Here is a 19345-nt window from a genome sequence, read left to right on the forward strand (position 1 = left end):
ACGACGTCATGATCTGGGGGGAACGAATCGTTCCTTCCCTAGCTTTTTATATTAGCTCATTATCAAAGAATCTTCTCGGAACGTTGGGAAGATAGAGAGATAGTTAGATCAGCAAGGTGGTTTTAAGCTAACTTAGCTAAAATATGCTATATAGATGAGTGTTGCTACAAATGCGATACCAACTATTACAAGGAAGAAGGTTTCAGTATAAATACGAAGATTAGACATAGGCTTTATATTATAGTGCTTTCTTCTGTAATTATGATATTTGAATGTTATTTGCATACCTATATATGTGTAGACTGGTACAAAAATAATCCCTAATATTATCGCAACAGGTAAACTCATATGAAATCTCCTTTTTGTATAAGGATAGCATTAAAAGTTAAAGTTGTTAACAACTCGAAAACGAACGTTAGTTCTGTTAGTGGTATAGTGTGGTTATGTATGAATATACTGTATAAAGTCTTTAATTGCAGTCTATTGAAGAATGATTAATAGTTTTGAAATAATGTAAAATAACGAACGTTAGTTCGTATTAAACGTGTAATAATGGTATAATTACTGTATAAAGTAAAAAGACTCGAGGTGATTAAATGACAACTTCAACGCCAGAAAAAAGAAGCAAACCTTACCCGATGACCACTTGCAGGTACTCAACGTGATAAGAAATGCTTCGAATAAATATATTACTAAAGAAAAGATATTAAATCAATTAGGTTATGAGATAAATAGTACGAATGAACGATGGATTAGATCAGTAATTAGTAACTTAATTGAACAACATGGATATGCGATTGGGTGTAGCTATAAAAAGGCACAGCGTGGCTATTACATGATTAGTAATAAGGAAGAACAAGAACAAGCTATGCTTAGCATACAAAGGCTTATAGATGGCAGTGTGAGACGATATGAAGCTATTAAGAAACTAGAGGTATAGTAGGTGAGTATTATTATTGATAATCAACCGGAGCTTGTATATGGCACATATGAGCCACCAGTGACATATGAAATAAAAAAAGAAGTTAGTGATTATGAATTACTTACAAGGTTTAATCCTTACTACATCTCAGAAAAGATAAGTGGCGCAGAAGAAGATATAGAAGCGATGTATGACCGTACTTATCCTCACTTAGCTAGTGATGAATACCTACATCAAATCTATTATGAAGCTTTTCCACTAGAGACTTTAGCAATAGAGATAATGGAACAAAAACAGAAGCTTGATAAGTTTGTGCGTAAGAGTCAAAGAGACCTAAAAGCTTTTTATAAGGTGATAGGTAAGTACAAGATTAATGAACAGAATGATATTAAGCGATACATGAAATTTAATGCTACTTATATATCGGATATTATAAATAGATTAAAGTTAGAATTATATGAACTAGTAACAGATGAACGCACAAAAAGAAATGAACTAAGAGAAATCAAACGACGTGAACGTAATGAAGCACATGCTAAACAAATTAAAGAAGAGGAGCGAGGTAGAATTGAACACAAATTACTTATCTAATGAACATTTAAATGAAATGATAGATGAACTAGAACTTACCGATATACAGCAATACCGATTAAATAAATTTACAGAAAAGAAGCAAGCAGAAATTGAAGAGCAAAAGAAACAGAATCCGAATGATCATTTAACTGATATTGAACGTAATGAAAAGCGTGAGAAAATCATGAACATAAAAGATGATAGTGAAAGAACAAACCAAATAGCTCAAAACAGAAAGCTGTTTCAGTATTAGGGAGGGTAATTCATGAAAAATAATGAAGCAATACAAAAAGCTATTCAATATGTATTGGATTATGAACAAAGTATTAAAGCTTTATCAAGAGAATTAGGTGAGCAAGAAGAAGCATTGCAACAATTAAAGAATAAGTATAAAGATTTTGTTGTTAATAATGAGATTGAAAAGTCTGAGGAATTACAAGAAAATCTGCAACAATTAGAAGATGAAATACAACGTAAATCAAGAAGATTTGCAGTTATGATTGATACGTTACCCGAAGTAATTCAAGTACAATCTAAAAAATAGCTAAACATGCACAATTATTGGAGCTTGAGTATCAAGGAAAATATGAAGAAGAAGCAAATACTTTATTGAACATTCGTAATGAATATCGTGAAGCTAAAAGTAAGGTGCTTGATTTAAGAGCGCAATATGATAATTCAATTAATTATGCTGATAGACAGATTAATCGTTTGGCTGATGAGTACAATGTTCAAAAGCAAATGATACATTACGGACAATCAGCAGGAAATACGCCATTCTATCACGAACTTTATACACCAACAGGCGAAGAAATTAAAGTATAAATGAGGTGATTAAATGAGCGAATTAAACCCAAGACAAGAGAAATTTGTATCTGAATATCTAAAGACTCTAAACTTAACGCAGTCGGCTATCAAGGCAGGGTATAGCCCACAGAGTGCCCACACACAAGGCCATAGGTTACTTAAGAATAAAAAGGTAGCAAACTATATAAATGAGGTTAAAAGCAAGGTTATAGATGATAACGTGCTTTCTGCAAACGAGATACTACATCTACTATCTAATGCAGCAATAGGGGAAGAAACAGAAATGAAAGAGGTCGTCACAAAACGTGGTGAATACGTTAAGAATCCAGATACAGGCAAGTACAATATTATTTATAACGAAAGTGTTGAGATGGCGGAAGTACCGATTAAAATAAGTGACCGTTTAAAAGCGCGTGATCTACTTGGCAAATACCATACACTATTTACAGATAAGCATGAACTCACTGGTGATACACCGGTAATCATAAATGTTGGTGAGTGGGATGATGAAGTAGAAGAGGAAATGGATAAGAAGTACCCGAATAGAACTAAAATTATAGATGATGTTCCGTTGGAGGATTAGAAAAACAACCACTATTTAAATATTAGTGGTTGTTTTTTATTATTCATATAAATAGGTATGGAATATACCTAAAAATAGGAGTTCATAATCATTTAATGACTGATCTAACATTTCAAAGTAATTTGATGTTGGAGAAGTTAATGGGTTTTTCCAACGTGCTAATCTATTACCGGTTTCTTTATTAGTTATATAAGCCCAATCTCCAATGTTTTTATGTAGTACATATTCAGTATTTAAAATAGCGAAGGTTGTATATTCAGATATTTTAAACCAATGTTTATCATTTATTTGTAAATTAATGGATGTATTATTTTTATCTGTAAATTTAATTGTGAAATTTCTATATTTAAATGGATTCTTCTGCTTTGATATAAAAACTAATTCTTTATTTTTAGTATACAATTTAACATTGTTAAAAAACTTTCCGTCTCCAATTAAATCAATAAGACGAGTGAAAATATTTGAATAATCCTTTTTAATATAGCCAACAATATGTTCTGTATCGTCGTTAATAATTTTTGAAAGTGAGGTGGATAGTTTGTTGTAAATTTTGTATTTATACATTGTGTTGTCCTCTCTAGTTCGATATTTAAGACAATCATGGATTAATTTGCGTCTCTAAAAATTTAATTTATCAACGTATCATAATTTTGGCACAAATATATCCGATTACAAAGACTAAAATGAAAATTACTAAGGGAATAAAAAGTTCGACAACTGTAATATGAGTCACCTCAATATATTTAGTATTAATAAAAAAATAGCATATATAGTATGTTGTAATCAATTGGATTATGAAATTTGATTATCATCAATATATGTTCTGGTGGGTGTTTTGTTGTTGTTACATATAATAATGCTGATAAGACGATTAGGAAGTTAATTTGTACATATAGGCAATATAAGTTTTTTAAGAGTATGTTAGTATGAAATTATATTTTAAGCGATATTTAGGAGGGAAATTATGAAACGAGTATCTAAATATTTAATTTCTGCTATTCTTTTTGCTGTAGGAACATTTATTTTGATAATGATATTTGATCATTTAGAAATGTCTCCTAATGATAGTGGTTTTCTTAATAATCTTAGCAATTTAGAATTAATTGGTTTGTATAACACTCCAGAGTTTAATGGCTTGTATACTTTGTGTTTATTTATTTCTATTTTAATTTTCATAATTGGCCTATTCAGTGCATGGAAGAAAGGATAAAAAATCAAGATCATTTGACCTCGTTACAATAACTATCGTAGTTATCTTCACTATTTTGAAAATCAATAAAACTAAATTGTCTGAGTAGTATTAAGATATTGTAAATAGCGTCGAACAATCTAATAGGGTGTAATACAATTGTATTCATGAAGTTCCTCCAGAACTTCATTCCCTTTTGAGCCATCCCTATGGGTGGCTACTTTATTAGATGATTGAATGTGAAATGATTGGGTACAATATAGTTGTAGTCGTTTAGACTATATTTTTTGTCACTACTTATATTCTATCTAGTCTCCACTAGAGAATACTGCTCGGGTAGGCGCTTATGTGCTTACCCTATTTTTGTTATATTTATATTAGAATTTAGATTAATTAAACTGAAATAAAGTTCACTTAAAAAGGAGGTTGTATTTTGAAGATCTTTTTGTCATTTATATATTTTTTTCTTTCATTTTTTGTTTTGTACTCTCTATTGGATTTAGTATTAGCAATTGAATTTGATATATATGCAAATCTAATTTCTTCATTAATTTTTGCATTCGTTATGACACCATTTTTCTTTGTGCTAAAAAAATTTAAAGATAAAAAGTAGCACACATATTTTTCTTGAAAAATTTATTGATCGTTAAGAGTACAGAGACTCAACGTCAATAAAGCAATTATGTTAATTTAAGAATTGTGGAGGTGTAAGTATTAAGAATAAACTTTTTAAGGCAATTAAAGACGTTATTATTATTATCGTAATTATTTTTTTAGTAGCGACTGTGTTAAATTACATAGATTTGAATATTAGTTTAAAAAAATATTGGAGTAAACTTGGAAATTTAGGATTAATAAATATTTACGAAAATAAAAATTTAAATGGGTTGGTAACATTAGGTTTTATATTAGCTGGATTATCTTTTGTTTACGATATGTTTTTTAAGAAAGAGTCTAAAGAGGTTAAGCAAAAATAAGAGAAGTCTAATTGGTTTTGATTTTAGGTTTTGAAACGATTTTCTTCTTGTCTTGTTATTATATATTAAACCACCCACACACGTCACGGAGTGGGTGGTTTGTGCGCAATACATAATTATTTGAATATATGTTAAAATATATTTGAATTTTACACTATATAACGAAGGGGGTTACAATTTGAGCAACTTCATTAAGTTAGAAAATGCATTTGTATTTATTGTCACGTTATGTGTTTACTTTATTTTTGATTTCTCATTATGGATATTTCTTTTATTTCTATTGTTACCTGATATATCTATGTTTGGGTATATTATAAATAAAGAAGTGGGTAGTAAAATTTATAATATTGGTCATACATATATATTACCTATATTAATCACTTTGTGTTATTTGTTAACTAAAGAGTCTATACTGTTACAAGTATCTTTGATTTGGATAGCACACATTAGTATGGATAGAACAATTGGTTATGGACTCAAATATGCTATTGGTTTCGATAAAACTACTATTCAAAAAGTTTAAGAAGTTGTTGTTCATTAATAATATCAAAGGAGAAAAACATGAAAAAAGCATTGTTTTTATTATTAGATGATTTTGCAGATTGGGAAGGCTCGCATCTATCTTCAATTTTAAATCAAAATGAAAAGTGGTCAGTGAAAACTATTTCTTTAAAAGAAAAAGTAATTTCTATTGGTGGATTTTCAGTATTAGTTGATTATATTATTGGTTTTGAACCTAAAGATTATGATTTGTTGATTTTGGTTGGAGGTAATTCTTGGAATATTAATGATCAAAGACTTTTTAAATTTATTGAAGAATCATTTAATAAAAACATCGTAATAGGAGCTATATGCGGTGCTGTTGATTACCTAGCTAAAAATGGTTTTCTAAATGACTATAATCATACTGGCAATTCAGTTTATTTATGGAAAAATCACGAGTTCTACACATCTGAAGATAAATTTTTGGAAATACAAGCAGTAAATGATAGGGGATTAGTTACAGCCAATGGCACGGCTCCTCTGGAATTCACTAAAGAAATTTTAAAAGAAATTAATTTTGATACACTTGAAAATATTGAAAAAACTATGTATATGAAAAGATTTGGATTTTATAAGTATTGTGAAAAATTTGGAAATCCATTTAATTAATAATATAACCCACTATCTCTGATCTGAGGAGTGGGTTTGTTATATCAACTATAATATTAAATATTTAAATTAGATATATTAGAATTTTTTTGAAGTTTGATTCATTAGTTTTTCGAAATCAGCATCGCTAATGTTTGATTGAGTAAGTGTGATTAAATGTCCGTCAGGATCTTTAATTGTCATTTCCTTAGCATTCCAAGATTGTTCTTCAAGTCTACTCACAACAAATTTTGGAGAAATAGTTTTAGATTTGTTTTCGATGTCCTTAACTAATAAATTTAAGTAAATTGAGTTTCCTACTTCAAAATTATTACTACAAATAAGCATTAAATCTTGATATTTTTCTAATCTTAAATGATTCATAAGTATCTCGCTTTTGTCATTTTTAATTTTAAATACACTTTTGAATCCTAATGTTTTTTCGTACCATTTTTCTGATTTTTCAATATCAGAGACTAATATTTTATTAAACATTGGCATTTGATAAAATTCCATTGTATTACCACCTTTTTTGAATTTATGTTTAGTGTAAAGTATTACGTTACGTTAAGTGCAAGAATAATTTTGGGAAAACATAGATTCTTATGTTCGCTTCTTACAGGTATATAAACAATTACCACTAGCAGAAATGTTGGTGGGTTTTGATTGCTATTTAGATAATACTTAATACCCTTTAATAATAAAATTATTTGAGTTATATTATATATAGAAATGTAAAAACACAATTGGGTTGGTAGTCCCAATGCAAATACGATTATTTGTCAGTAACCTTCCTCCTCAGGTCGTCCATCATTTCTGAATTAATTAAGAGGAGGGATAGCATGGAGCTATCTATATTTCATGACGGACAGTTTTTTATTGGTTTGATTGAATATAAATACGATAATAAATCAAAATTTGCTAAGTATACTTTTGGAACAGAGCCAGACGATGGAGAAATTCTCTGTTTTATTGATAATTATTTGCTAATATTGATAGAAAACACTCAAACTAGTGTCAGAACTAAAAGTCGAAAGCAAAGAGTTAATCCCAAAAGATTACAAAGGCAAGTAGCTAAGGAACAAAAAGCATCCAAAGATTTAACTAAAGCACAATTAGCCTTGAAAGAAGAACAAGAGTTAAAAAAGAAACAAAGTAAGAAGCGAAATAAAGCCAAAATAGATGCTTTCAAAGAGAGAAAAAGAAAAATCAAGAAATACAAAGCAAAAGAAAAACATAAAGGACATTAATTGATTGTGTATAAGGATGTGTGCAATTAGTAGAAAGTGTCTTGATTTGGTATAATAGAAGTGTGTAGTAGCAACCAATGTCTCCCCGATGTTGGTTGCGTTTTTTATAATCCCTATTCCTATTGTGCAAAACGTAATGTATAATTATGTCACTACACATAGAAAGAGGTTAAGGGGAAATGTTAAGAGATATACTAGAAAATGATTATGATGTATATTTATATTTTATATTTGGAAAACGTCTAGATGAAAATAGTACATACACAAACATACCAATAACAGATGCACTATTAAATGATATCAAAGATATTTGTGAGAAATATGTAGAGGAAATTGAACGTTTTGACCGAGTTGAAAATTACAATATTATAGGTGCTGATCAATCTATTATTGAAAGTTATAATTTAAATGAAAATTTAATGAATATACCAACTATAGATGAGCTTTTTACTAATACAAATAAATTAGTTAATATTAATAATGAAGAATTAAAAAATTACAATTATTTCATAATCGACGTGGTTTTAAATAACGAACATTTTTATTTTATTAGAAAACCATTTAAGCCCAACACTTTGAAAAAAGGGAAATTGTTAAGTGAACAAAGAGGGCAATTCGGATGGATTAATGAAACAAATTTGATAGTTTTTGATGATAAAATAGATATGATTATTACTAACGAAACACTATTTATATTTAATAGAACCTCATTCGAACACGCATATAATTTTTCTGAAATTTACGATTATTTGTCATACCAAGTTTTAGAAAATCAAGTATTAAAAGATAATATAGAAAATTTTGAAGAATTATTGATTGATATTGGAGAAACCGAAACTTTACAAAGAAGAGTTGCGAATTTATATGACAAAGAAAATATCTGCCTCTTTTTAGAACAAATTGAAATAACAAAAAAAATAAATGATAATTACAAATTAAATCTAACGTTTAATGGTAATCAAATAGTTTACGAAGAAAAGGCACAGGCCAAACATATAGTAGCTTTTATGCAGGATGCTTTTTATGAAACTTATTTAGGTAAAGAGCAAGGTACAGATACAAGAAGATAGAACAAATAACGATTTTGAAAAAAGGAGGAATAGATATTTATAAAATGAGTTTATATATATCCTCGTATATTCCAATATTTTTAATGATATTTATAAATGATATGGAATCTATCGGTTTTATTCAAATAAAAAATACTTTTTTGAAAAATTGGATTTTTTGGGCGATTATAACAGTAATTATTTTGGTATGTATAGTTGCATTGTGGGATTTTATAAAAGAATTAAAGAAAACTAAAAATAAAAACACCCCACCAGTTAAACTTACTGACAAAGAAATAAAAAGCCATGAAAGTGAAATATTAAACTACTTTGTAACATTTTTGATTCCGATTTTAACATTGGATCCAACTAATTGGCCCTCCATACTTTCTAATGCTATATTAATCTTTTTAGTAGGTATTTATTTTGTGAAAAACAATTTATTAAGTTTTAACATTTTACTAATTATATTAAACTTCAATATATACAAAGATCAATATTCTAATATCTATATAACTAAAGCAAGTATCAATGAAATTAAAATTAAGAAATTAAAAGCGTATCAATATAATCAGACAAATATTTTTTTTATACCTAAATAGTAAAAAATATATTTATTACAATGCTTTTATGTAACTAAGTATTATTTGGTATAGGATATTGATAAGGAGTATACAAACCGAATTAAATTTTATAAAATCAAGGGCAAAAAAAGGGCATAATTTTGATAATAAGGGCAAGGGTATGAACTAAAATTTAACGAAATATGCCAATAAATGCCTTTATAACAGTGTTTTACTTATTCATGAACTTCCTTGATAAACTACTCAATTATTCCAGCAAAATAATGTTAATTAAGGCAAAGAATCCTTTAACCACAACGGTTATGGGGTTCTTTTTATTTGAATTTAGTAAAAGGGCAGTGTGTGAAATTATCAATATAACTCGGAAAATTCGTCCAAACAGTTATATTGATCTAAATTTATTCACTCAAGATGATCATATTTTCTTATCAAAAACTATTTGATGCAAGTAACTTATGAAATATTGCTCTATGGGCTTAATGGTCTACAAAATGGCTTTTAAGTTGAAGCGGTATTCATTTGTTTTGTTTACAAGGTGATTTTATATAGAAAAAGTGCATATTTGAAAATTAAAGTTTTATAGACTAAAATTAAATTATGTTTGAGTGAATTGCTTTAAAGCACGAAAATATTGAAGGCGTTATTCAATATTATATTATCATTCAAACTGTGACAGGGAGAACTTAAAATTGTGCGTAACTTATATCATGATATAGGTTGCGTCATTATATATAAGCGTTCATCATATATCATTTCGCTGTTGATGTATAAGCATGAATGTAAAATAGCCCGGATATGGTATGGATTTGTAACTAAACTACTTAACTAGTTATTGCAACGAATCATTACCATTCCGGGCTTTTAATATTTTAATATGGGGAGAAATCAAATGTTATTACGTGATTTCAAAGTCAAAATCTTAGTAAGCTAGTGATAAATTAATATGATTTCTGCATAGAAGTATTAAAAATCATCACTCGTAATATGTCCTAGTTTATAGCTAATAAAGTAACCTGAAATTATTGTGATAATAGAAATAATCCATGTAGTAACATCGCTTGGTAACCCAGGAAATACTGCATACAGTGATCCTACAACAAAACCAATGATAATGGCATATGTTAAGTATGTGTAATGGTTTAAAAGGTACTGAATCAATTTACTAGAAAATAAGAAACCACAAATAATTCCAATACCTACAATCATTAAGATAGGTACAGCGTTAAAATTTAAAGACATAAATTCTGAAATTGAAAACATTACAGTACCATATACACCGAATACTAATAGCATAAAGGACCCTGAAATACCTGGTAGTAACATTGCACTAGAAGCACAAACACCTGCAATAAAATATTTAATAATAAGACCAGTTGATAATTCAAGTGTTTCTCCTGCATGTTTATCACCATCATTTAATAAGGTAATCACTACAATGATTATAATACCAAGTAAAACGAGTAAATAATGAGAAGTTTGAAATGTTTGTTTAACTCTTGCTGTGTTTAATAAATAAGGTATGATGCCTGCTATTAGACCAACAAATAAAAACATCGTTGGCACGGTATGTTCACTTAAAAGGTAATTAATTACTTTACTTAATAAACCTATGGCAATGACCATCCCTAACCCAATAGGAATCAGGAATTTTAAGCTTTCCCAAAACTTCTTTGAAAATATTCCACTAATAGAGCGTATAAAATCATCATAAATACCTAGAAGTAAAGCGATAGTTCCTCCGCTTACACCGGGTACTAAATCTGATGTGCCCATTGCAAATCCTTTCCATAGATTTGACCACTTAATTTTTGACATATCATAATCCTTTCTATCTAAAATATATTAAAAATGATAGCACAATTTGTCATAGAACTATATTAAAAACAAAAGTTAAAATGAATAAATGATTATAGAATATGCTTTGTTCATAATGAATAATATAGGGATAAATGAGTTGAGAACATCATATCTTATATTATCAGTTAAAGAATTCTTTAATGCACTAACAAAAATCATTGTATTTTGATAACAATTTTAATTTAGTACTTGAAAAGGTTTATATTCCAACACAACTGCGTTATAATTAGAAGGTGTAACAAGGGCTCAGTCTTTTGACTGTAGATTAAAATTATTATAAACTGGATAGGAAAAACATATCATATAATACGGAGGGAATATGTATGCCATCAACATTAGAAATTAAAGACCTACATGTGTCTATTGAAGATAAAGAAATTCTTAAAGGTGTTAATTTAACAATTAATACAGGAGAAGTACATGCAGTAATGGGACCTAATGGTACAGGTAAATCGACGTTATCATCTGCAATCATGGGACATCCTAGCTACGAGGTAACACAAGGTGAAGTATTATTAGACGGCGTTAACATTTTAGAGTTAGATGTTGATGATCGTGCTAAAGCGGGATTATTCCTTGCTATGCAATATCCATCAGAAATTACTGGTGTAACGAATGCAGACTTTATGCGTTCAGCGATAAACGCTAAACGTGAAGAAGGCGAAGAAATTAACTTAATGCAATTCATTAAAAAGTTAGATAAGGAAATGGACTTTTTAGATATTGATCAAGATATGGCACAACGTTATTTAAATGAAGGATTTTCAGGTGGGGAGAAAAAACGTAATGAAATTCTTCAATTAATGATGTTAGAACCTAAATTTGCTATTTTAGATGAAATAGACTCAGGACTTGATATTGACGCATTAAAAGTAGTTTCAAAAGGCATCAATCAAATGCGCGGAGAAACGTTTGGTTCATTAATCATTACGCACTATCAACGACTATTAAATTATATTACACCTGACCATGTACACGTTATGTACGGTGGCAAAATTGTTACTTCAGGAGGACCTGAATTAGCCAAACGCCTTGAAGAAGAAGGTTATGAATGGGTTAAAGAAGAGTTTAATGCTGCAGAATAAGTCTTAATTCATATGAAAAAATATTATAGATGAAGATTTAGGTTTTGATTTATACCGATGAGTTAAATCATACAATCATCAAATGGGAGGAAAAAAGTATGACGACTGAAACTTTGAACATTTCTGAAGCACAACTTGTTGAATATTCACAAGCCCATAATGAACCTTCTTGGTTAACTGAATTACGTAAAGAAGCGTTGAAATTAACTGAAACTTTAGAAATGCCAAAACCAGATAAAACAAAAATCACGAGATGGGACTTTGATTCATTTAAACAACATGAAACAACAGGTAGCGTATATGAGTCATTAGAAGAATTGCCAAGTGAAGTTAGAGAGATAATTGATGTTGAAAACACTGAAAATTTGGTTATTCAACATAATAATACTTTAGCGTTCACAAAAGTCTCTGATTCAGCTCAAAATGATGGAGTTATCGTTGAAGGCTTAGCAGATGCATTAATAAACCATCCAGATTTAGTGAAAAAATATTTTATGAATGAAACTGTTACAGTTGATGAACATAGATTGACTGCACTACATACTGCATTGTTAAATGGTGGCGTATTTGTATATGTTCCAAAAAATGTAGTAGTTGAGCATCCAATTCAATATGTAGTATTGCATGACGATGAAAATGCCAGTTTCTTTAATCATGTCATTATTGCAACTGAGGAAAGTGCTGAAGTAACGTATGTAGAGAACTACTTATCAATCGCCAGTGGAGAAGGCAATCAACTTAACATTGTTTCAGAAGTGAGTGCTGGTGCTAATTCGAAAATCACATACGGTTCAGTAGATTATTTAGATAAAGGTTTCACTGGGCATATTATTCGTCGCGGTGTTACTGAAGCAGATGCCACTATCAACTGGGCGTTAGGTTTAATGAACGAAGGTAGCCAAATCATTGATAATACAACGAATTTAATTGGTGACCGTTCTGAAAGTGAACTCAAATCAGTTGTTGTTGGTACTGGTAGTCAAAAAATTAATTTAACTTCTAAAATTGTTCAATATGGTAAAGAAACAAATGGTTACATCTTAAAACATGGTGTAATGTTAGAAGGTGCGCAAACAGTATTTAATGGTATTGGTTATATTAAACATGGCGGTACGAAATCTATTGCGAACCAAGAATCTCGTGTTCTGATGTTATCTGAGAAAGCACGAGGAGATGCGAACCCTATCTTACTTATCGATGAGGATGATGTAGAGGCTGGTCACGCTGCATCAGTTGGTCGTGTCGATCCTGAACAATTGTATTATTTAATGAGCCGTGGTATTTCACGTCAAGAAGCTGAACGTCTCGTTATTCATGGTTTCTTGGACCCAGTTGTACGTGAATTGCCAATCGAAGATGTTCAACGTAAGTTACGTGAAGTCATCGAATTAAAAGTTAATAAATAATAAACACTGAATACAATTGAACCCGCAGCAAAATAAGATTAAGAGAATGTTATTGAACATGACTATAAAATGCTCAGATTAAATGAAATAATATACGTTAGTTTGTTGTATTTCTTAAATTGCTACGGTTTCTTTATTGATTTTTTAAATTAAGAAAGGTCTGTGGATAATTTGACCCAATCATTAAATGTTAACGAAATATTAAAAAACTTTCCAATTCTCAACCAAAAAGTTAACAATAATCGCCTTGCTTATTTAGATACAACTGCTACTAGTCAAACACCAATACAAGTTATTGATGTTATAGCGGATTATTATAAGCGTTATAACTCTAACGTACATCGTGGTGTACACACACTTGGATCATTAGCAACTGATGGTTATGAAAGCGCACGTGAAACAGTCAGACGTTTTATTAATGCAAAATATTTTGAAGAAATTATCTTCACTCGTGGTACTACAGCATCAATTAATATTGTTGCACATAGTTATGGAGATGCGAATATTTCAGAAGGTGATGAGATTGTAGTCACTGAAATGGAACATCATGCCAATATCGTGCCTTGGCAACAATTGGCTAAGCGTAAGCATGCATCTTTAAAGTTCATTCCAATGACAGATGATGGTGAACTTACAATTGAAAATATAAAAGCAACAATTAATGATAATACAAAAATTGTCGCTATTACACACGTTTCAAATGTATTAGGTACAATTAATGACATTAAGACTATTACTGATATTGCTCATGAACATGGTGCTATCGTAAGCGTAGACGGTGCACAAGCAGCGCCACACATGGATTTAGATATGCAATCATTAGATGTTGATTTTTATAGTTTTAGTGGCCATAAAATGCTAGGGCCTACGGGTATCGGAGTATTATATGGTAAACGCGCCTTGCTAGATGAAATGGAGCCAGTCGAGTTTGGCGGAGATATGATTGACTTTGTTGAAAAATATGATGCTTCATGGGCTGATTTACCTACGAAATTTGAAGCGGGTACACCATTAATTGCGCAGGCGATTGGTTTGGCTGAAGCAATCCGTTATATTGAAAACCTAGGTTTTGATGCGATACAAGCACATGAACATGAGTTGACGACGTATGCTTATGATAAGATGTCTGAAATTGAAGGTATAGAAATATATGGGCCACCAAAAGACAGACGTGCGGGTGTTATAACGTTCAATATGACTGATGTTCATGCTCATGATGTAGCGACTGCAGTGGATACTGAAGGTGTTGCAGTTAGAGCAGGCCATCACTGTGCGCAACCATTGATGAAATGGTTGAATCAATCGTCAACTGCACGTGCAAGTTTCTATATTTATAATACTAAAGAAGATATTGATCAATTAGTAGAATCCTTGAAGCAAACGAAGGAGTTTTTCTCATATGAATTTTAATAATTTAAACCAGTTGTATCGTTCAGTCATTATGGATCATTATAAAAACCCTAGAAATAAAGGGCGTTTAGATACTGGTGCAATGACAGTTGATATGAATAATCCAACTTGTGGGGATCGCATTCATCTTACGTTTGATATTGAAGATGGTTTTATCAAAGATGCAAAATTTGATGGAGAAGGTTGTTCAATTTCAATGTCTAGTGCTTCAATGATGACTGAAGCAGTAAAGGGTCACTCTTTAGCTGAAGCAATGCAAATGAGTCAAGAATTCACAAAAATGATGCTTGGTGAAGATTATGAAATCAGTGAAGCAATGGGAGATATTGAAGCGCTGCAAGGCGTTTCTCAATTCCCAGCTAGAATTAAATGTGCTACTTTGGCTTGGAAAGCTTTAGAGAAAGGTACAGTTGAAAAAGAAGGAAATACAGAAGACTAATCCATGTTGATACGTTGACATTGTGTAAATTTCCATTCACACTAGACATAACACCAAGATTAGTTGTAATACGATGTAACTACAAACGAAGTTGTCTTGACGCGAGTCGTTTTAATATATAAAAGGAGTGATTTAAATGGCTAAAAAAGCACCTGATGTGGGTAATTACCAATATGGTTTCCATGATGAAGATGTTTCCATTTTTAGATCAGAACGCGGTTTAACAGAAAATATCGTCCGTGAAATTTCAAATATGAAAGAAGAGCCAGAATGGATGCTTAATTATAGATTGAAAGCATTAAAACAATTCTACAAAATGCCTATGCCTCAATGGGGTGGCGATTTATCAGAATTGAATTTTGATGATATCACTTATTATGTTAAGCCATCTGAACAAACTGAACGTTCATGGGATGAAGTGCCTGAAGAAATCAAACGTACATTTGATAAATTAGGTATCCCTGAAGCTGAACAAAAATACCTTGCCGGTGTTTCAGCCCAATATGAATCCGAAGTTGTTTATCACAATATGGAAAAAGAACTTGAAGAAAAAGGTATCGTCTTTAAAGATACTGATACTGCATTAAAAGAAAATGAAGACCTATTTAAACAATATTTCTCAACAGTTGTGCCAGCTGGAGATAATAAGTTCTCAGCACTTAATTCAGCTGTTTGGTCTGGTGGTTCATTCATTTATATACCGAAAAATATTAAGCTAGATACGCCATTACAAGCGTATTTCCGTATTAATTCTGAAAACATGGGACAATTTGAACGTACACTCATCATTGCAGATGAAGGTGCTTCAGTTAACTATGTAGAAGGTTGTACGGCTCCGGTTTATACAACAAGTTCACTACACTCAGCTGTAGTTGAAATTATCGTCCACAAGGATGCCCATGTGCGTTATACTACAATTCAAAACTGGGCTAATAACGTTTATAACTTAGTTACAAAACGTACATTAGTACATGAGAATGGTAATATGGAATGGGTTGATGGTAACTTAGGTTCTAAATTAACGATGAAATATCCAAACTGTGTACTTATGGGTGAAGGTGCTAAAGGTAGTACGTTATCCATTGCTTTCGCTGGTAAAGGTCAAGTTCAAGATGCTGGTGCAAAAATGATTCATAAAGCACCTAACACTTCATCTACGATTGTATCTAAATCAATTTCTAAAGACGGTGGTAAAGTAATTTATCGCGGTATCGTACACTTTGGTCGTAAAGCTAAAGGCGCACGTTCAAACATTGAATGTGATACTTTAATTTTAGATAATGAATCAACTTCAGATACAATTCCATACAATGAAGTATTTAATGATAATATTTCATTAGAACATGAAGCTAAAGTATCAAAAGTTTCTGAAGAACAACTATTCTATTTAATGAGCCGTGGTATTTCTGAAGAAGAAGCTACAGAAATGATTGTTATGGGCTTCATTGAACCATTTACTAAAGAGCTACCAATGGAATATGCTGTTGAAATGAATCGTCTTATCAAATTTGAAATGGAAGGTTCAATCGGCTAAAAATTGGTAATCAAAAATTTGGTTTTACAGTAAATGATTAAATATAAAACACGAGTGATACTATTTTGATACCCGTATACTTTTGGGATTCAAATTTGTATCACCTCGTGTTTTTTTATTCGTATTGTTTTGAAAACGTAGTTCTAATAGTTAGAAATGCGTTTATGCATTGTAATATGAGGGAATTGATACATATCGTTTAAAATTTTATAGAATACAAAAAGGAGTTATGCTTATATGATTATTGCTATAATCATACTTTTATTTGCTTCATTCTTCTTTTCTGGTAGTGAAACAGCTTTAACTGCTGCAAATAGGATGAAAATACAAACTGAAGCTGAAAATGGAGATAAAAAATCCGCTAAATTATCAAAACTACTTACAAAACCCAGTGAGTTTATTACTACAATTTTAATTGGAAATAATATTGCGAATATTATTTTACCTACATTGGTGACAGTCTTAGCAGTGGATATTGGCGTGAACGTTGGTATAGCTACTGCAGTGACAACGGTTGCTATCATCATTATTTCTGAAGTAATTCCAAAATCTGTTGCTGCAACTTATCCAGATCGTATGTCTAGATTGGTTTACACGCCAATTGCATTTTTTGTCATAATATTTAAACCAATTACGAAATTGTTAAACTGGTTAACGGATATGATTAATAATTTACTTTCCAAAGGACAAGAAGATCAACAACGGTTATCAAAAGAAGAAATTAGACAAATGGTTACAATTGCAGGTAGCGAAGGTGCATTTAATGAAATGGAACGAAATCGAATCCAAGGTGTTATGGATTTTGAACAATTAAAAATAACCAATATTGATACAACACCGAGGATTAATGTAACCGCGTTTCCGGCTGATATATCTTATGAAGATGCATATGATACTGTCGTGACGAATCCATATACACGTTATCCAGTATATGATGGTGATATCGATCATATTATTGGCATTTTCCATTCAAAATATTTGTTAGCATGGAGTAAAGAAAAGTCAAATGATATTTTACAATATACTTCAGAACCTTTATTTGTGAATGAACATAATAGAGCAGAATGGGTGCTCAGAAAAATGACTGTGTCGCGCAAACATTTAGCGATTGTATTAGATGAATTTGGTGGCACAGATGCCATTGTGTCTCATGAAGACTTGATTGAAGAGATGCTAGGTATGGAAATTGAAGATGAAATGGATGAACAAGAACGAGAAAAATTAGACGCACAAATGCAAGCTTATAATAAAAAATAAAAACTTTAGTAATAAATTTTCAGTGATATTTAGGTTATTGTATTTCAATAAAAGGAGTGTTTTGTATGCACTTTTCATCAAAGGTGACCAAAATGTTGAATATCAAGCTGCCAATCATACAGGCAGGTATGGCAGGTAGTACGACACCGGAATTAGTAGCTTCTGTCAGTAATAGTGGAGGACTTGGTACGATTGGAGCAGGTTATTTTACTCCAGAAAAATTAGATTCTGAGATAACTTATGTGCAAGAATTAACTGACTTACCCTTTGCCGTTAATTTATTTGTTCCAAGTGAACAATTATATATTCCAGAAAATGTAGAACACATGAATGCATGGTTAAAACCTTATAGAAAAGCTTTAAACTTAGAGGAACCTGTGATTGATATTAGTGAAGAACAGCAATTTAACGATGCCATAGATATGGTGATTGAAAAAAGGGTTCCTGTAGTATCATTTACTTTTGGGATCCCAAATCAAAATATTATCAAAAAATTGAAAGCGCGTCAGATTACTGTGCTAGGCACAGCAACCTCTGTTGAAGAAGCGAAAGCCAATGAAAGCGCAGGAATGGATGCGATTATTGCTCAAGGTAGTGAAGCGGGTGGTCATAGAGGTTCTTTCACTGTGACTTCTGGTGAACACACACCATTGGTTGGTACCATGTCATTGATACCACAAATCGTGGATAATATATCTATTCCAGTTATAGCAGCAGGAGGCATTATGGATGGACGTGGTGTGGTTGCAAGTATGGTGCTAGGTGCTGAGGCTGTACAAATGGGAACAGCATTTTTAACTTCAGAAGAAAGTGGAGCTTCAACATTATATAAAAATGCAATACAGCAGAGCAAAGAAACAGATACTGTTATCACAAAAGCCTTTACGGGAAAACCAGCTAGAGGTATCGATAATGAATTTATACACAAGATGGAAAGTTATGTTGATGATATTCCAGATTATCCTATTCAAAATCAATTGACGAATAGTATTCGTAAAACTGCAGCTGATTTAGGTAAGGAACAATGGACGCATTTATGGAGCGGACAAAGTCCAAGGTTATCCCAACCGAATTCAGCTGCTCAATTGATAGCTGATATCGTACAAGAAACAGAACGCATACTCAATGATGATTAATCTTTAGATGTTTTAATAAAAGTTGCTATTTAAAAAATGATAGCAACTTTTTTGATTTTTGTATCTATTGAATCTTTTAAAATGACCGTTGATTTTCTTAACTTTAACCGTTGAAATAATTGAAGAATAAAATTTAATCAAGTGAATCTTATAAAT

Annotated in this window: 25 protein-coding genes; 20 read left to right on the top strand and 5 right to left on the bottom strand. The window is 30.9% G+C overall.

Annotation, left to right across the window (positions count from 1 at the left end; translation table 11 throughout):
* Nucleotides 1-132: 132 nt before the first annotated feature.
* The gene (locus tag MUA21_RS03055) at nucleotides 133-348 is read right to left on the bottom strand and encodes a hypothetical protein (protein ID WP_204179753.1); all 216 of its coding nucleotides are present in this window, start codon (nucleotides 346-348) and stop codon (nucleotides 133-135) included.
* A gap of 313 nt (nucleotides 349-661) precedes the next feature.
* Here MUA21_RS03055 and MUA21_RS03060 point away from each other — a divergent pair, with 313 nt between their 5' ends.
* The 6 genes from MUA21_RS03060 (at nucleotide 662) to MUA21_RS03085 (ending at nucleotide 2885) form a co-directional block, all read left to right on the top strand.
* Nucleotides 662-940 carry a pathogenicity island protein gene (locus tag MUA21_RS03060; RefSeq protein WP_262561822.1) on the top strand — a complete coding sequence of 93 codons (279 nt, stop codon included), beginning with the start codon at nucleotides 662-664 and terminating at the stop codon, nucleotides 938-940.
* A gap of 3 nt (nucleotides 941-943) precedes the next feature.
* Nucleotides 944-1513, top strand: coding sequence for an encapsidation protein CP3 (locus MUA21_RS03065; RefSeq protein ID WP_262561824.1), 570 nt, complete (start codon nucleotides 944-946; stop codon nucleotides 1511-1513).
* Nucleotides 1491-1748: a hypothetical protein gene (locus MUA21_RS03070; protein ID WP_262561825.1), complete on the top strand. Its 258-nt coding sequence runs from the start codon at nucleotides 1491-1493 to the stop codon at nucleotides 1746-1748. Before MUA21_RS03065 ends, MUA21_RS03070 begins: the two co-directional genes overlap by 23 nt.
* A gap of 12 nt (nucleotides 1749-1760) precedes the next feature.
* Nucleotides 1761-2039 (top strand): hypothetical protein, encoded by a 279-nt coding sequence (locus tag MUA21_RS03075; protein ID WP_262561826.1) that lies wholly within the window; start codon nucleotides 1761-1763, stop codon nucleotides 2037-2039.
* Nucleotides 2040-2104: 65 nt separating this feature from the next.
* Entirely contained in the window at nucleotides 2105-2320 is a 216-nt protein-coding gene (locus MUA21_RS03080) for a hypothetical protein (RefSeq protein WP_262561833.1), read from the top strand.
* A gap of 13 nt (nucleotides 2321-2333) precedes the next feature.
* On the top strand, nucleotides 2334-2885 hold the full coding sequence (locus tag MUA21_RS03085; RefSeq protein WP_262561834.1) for a terminase small subunit: 552 nt from the start codon (nucleotides 2334-2336) through the stop codon (nucleotides 2883-2885).
* Between the two features lie 39 nt (nucleotides 2886-2924).
* On the opposite strand, the gene MUA21_RS03090 is transcribed toward MUA21_RS03085, so the two are convergent.
* Nucleotides 2925-3449, bottom strand: a complete 525-nt coding sequence (locus tag MUA21_RS03090) for a tubby C-terminal domain-like protein (protein ID WP_262561835.1) — start codon at nucleotides 3447-3449, stop codon at nucleotides 2925-2927.
* Between the two features lie 400 nt (nucleotides 3450-3849).
* On the opposite strand from MUA21_RS03090, the gene MUA21_RS03095 reads away from it, so the two are divergent.
* Nucleotides 3850-4095, top strand: coding sequence for a hypothetical protein (locus MUA21_RS03095; RefSeq protein ID WP_224395946.1), 246 nt, complete (start codon nucleotides 3850-3852; stop codon nucleotides 4093-4095).
* Between the two features lie 10 nt (nucleotides 4096-4105).
* On the opposite strand, the gene MUA21_RS03100 is transcribed toward MUA21_RS03095, so the two are convergent.
* Nucleotides 4106-4243 (bottom strand): hypothetical protein, encoded by a 138-nt coding sequence (locus tag MUA21_RS03100; protein ID WP_262561836.1) that lies wholly within the window; start codon nucleotides 4241-4243, stop codon nucleotides 4106-4108.
* Nucleotides 4244-4507: 264 nt separating this feature from the next.
* On the opposite strand from MUA21_RS03100, the gene MUA21_RS03105 reads away from it, so the two are divergent.
* The 3 genes from MUA21_RS03105 to MUA21_RS03115 all read left to right on the top strand — a co-directional run bounded on the left by MUA21_RS03105 (nucleotide 4508) and on the right by MUA21_RS03115 (nucleotide 6203).
* Nucleotides 4508-4687, top strand: a complete 180-nt coding sequence (locus tag MUA21_RS03105) for a hypothetical protein (RefSeq protein WP_239436872.1) — start codon at nucleotides 4508-4510, stop codon at nucleotides 4685-4687.
* A gap of 542 nt (nucleotides 4688-5229) precedes the next feature.
* Complete coding sequence (locus MUA21_RS03110; protein WP_204179761.1) at nucleotides 5230-5574, top strand: DUF4260 domain-containing protein; 345 nt, start codon at nucleotides 5230-5232, stop codon at nucleotides 5572-5574.
* A 38-nt stretch (nucleotides 5575-5612) separates the two neighbouring features.
* Nucleotides 5613-6203, top strand: coding sequence for a type 1 glutamine amidotransferase family protein (locus MUA21_RS03115; RefSeq protein WP_262561839.1), 591 nt, complete (start codon nucleotides 5613-5615; stop codon nucleotides 6201-6203).
* A gap of 78 nt (nucleotides 6204-6281) precedes the next feature.
* Here MUA21_RS03115 and MUA21_RS03120 read toward each other — a convergent pair whose 3' ends face one another.
* The gene (locus MUA21_RS03120; RefSeq protein WP_262561841.1) at nucleotides 6282-6698 is read right to left on the bottom strand and encodes a VOC family protein; all 417 of its coding nucleotides are present in this window, start codon (nucleotides 6696-6698) and stop codon (nucleotides 6282-6284) included.
* Between the two features lie 326 nt (nucleotides 6699-7024).
* Here MUA21_RS03120 and MUA21_RS03125 point away from each other — a divergent pair, with 326 nt between their 5' ends.
* From MUA21_RS03125 to MUA21_RS03135, 3 genes are all read left to right on the top strand, one after another.
* Nucleotides 7025-7432 (top strand): YjdF family protein, encoded by a 408-nt coding sequence (locus MUA21_RS03125; RefSeq protein WP_262561843.1) that lies wholly within the window; start codon nucleotides 7025-7027, stop codon nucleotides 7430-7432.
* Between the two features lie 179 nt (nucleotides 7433-7611).
* Nucleotides 7612-8502, top strand: coding sequence for a Kiwa anti-phage protein KwaB-like domain-containing protein (locus MUA21_RS03130; protein ID WP_262561844.1), 891 nt, complete (start codon nucleotides 7612-7614; stop codon nucleotides 8500-8502).
* A gap of 14 nt (nucleotides 8503-8516) precedes the next feature.
* Complete coding sequence (locus tag MUA21_RS03135) at nucleotides 8517-9083, top strand: KwaA family protein (RefSeq protein WP_262561845.1); 567 nt, start codon at nucleotides 8517-8519, stop codon at nucleotides 9081-9083.
* A 945-nt stretch (nucleotides 9084-10028) separates the two neighbouring features.
* Here MUA21_RS03135 and popT read toward each other — a convergent pair.
* Nucleotides 10029-10880: a polyprenyl-phosphate transporter PopT gene (gene popT / locus MUA21_RS03140; RefSeq protein ID WP_070039165.1), complete on the bottom strand. Its 852-nt coding sequence runs from the start codon at nucleotides 10878-10880 to the stop codon at nucleotides 10029-10031.
* A 365-nt stretch (nucleotides 10881-11245) separates the two neighbouring features.
* Here popT and sufC point away from each other — a divergent pair, with 365 nt between their 5' ends.
* From sufC to MUA21_RS03175, 7 genes are all read left to right on the top strand, one after another.
* On the top strand, nucleotides 11246-12007 hold the full coding sequence (gene sufC, locus MUA21_RS03145; RefSeq protein ID WP_046207499.1) for a Fe-S cluster assembly ATPase SufC: 762 nt from the start codon (nucleotides 11246-11248) through the stop codon (nucleotides 12005-12007).
* A 98-nt stretch (nucleotides 12008-12105) separates the two neighbouring features.
* Nucleotides 12106-13413, top strand: a complete 1308-nt coding sequence (gene sufD / locus MUA21_RS03150; protein WP_046207500.1) for a Fe-S cluster assembly protein SufD — start codon at nucleotides 12106-12108, stop codon at nucleotides 13411-13413.
* A 171-nt stretch (nucleotides 13414-13584) separates the two neighbouring features.
* The gene (locus MUA21_RS03155) at nucleotides 13585-14823 is read left to right on the top strand and encodes a cysteine desulfurase (RefSeq protein WP_438873807.1); all 1239 of its coding nucleotides are present in this window, start codon (nucleotides 13585-13587) and stop codon (nucleotides 14821-14823) included.
* A complete protein-coding gene (gene sufU, locus MUA21_RS03160) occupies nucleotides 14813-15262 on the top strand; it encodes a Fe-S cluster assembly sulfur transfer protein SufU (RefSeq protein ID WP_046207502.1) in 450 nt (149 codons plus the stop codon). The genes MUA21_RS03155 and sufU overlap by 11 nt, the downstream gene beginning before the upstream one ends.
* A gap of 136 nt (nucleotides 15263-15398) precedes the next feature.
* A complete protein-coding gene (gene sufB, locus MUA21_RS03165; protein ID WP_046207503.1) occupies nucleotides 15399-16796 on the top strand; it encodes a Fe-S cluster assembly protein SufB in 1398 nt (465 codons plus the stop codon).
* 237 nt (nucleotides 16797-17033) lie between these two features.
* Nucleotides 17034-18053, top strand: coding sequence for a hemolysin family protein (locus MUA21_RS03170; RefSeq protein ID WP_046207504.1), 1020 nt, complete (start codon nucleotides 17034-17036; stop codon nucleotides 18051-18053).
* A gap of 65 nt (nucleotides 18054-18118) precedes the next feature.
* On the top strand, nucleotides 18119-19189 hold the full coding sequence (locus MUA21_RS03175) for an NAD(P)H-dependent flavin oxidoreductase (protein ID WP_262561848.1): 1071 nt from the start codon (nucleotides 18119-18121) through the stop codon (nucleotides 19187-19189).
* Nucleotides 19190-19345: the final 156 nt, after the last annotated feature.

Source organism: Staphylococcus ureilyticus (assembly GCF_025558845.1).
Lineage (GTDB): Bacteria > Bacillota > Bacilli > Staphylococcales > Staphylococcaceae > Staphylococcus > Staphylococcus ureilyticus.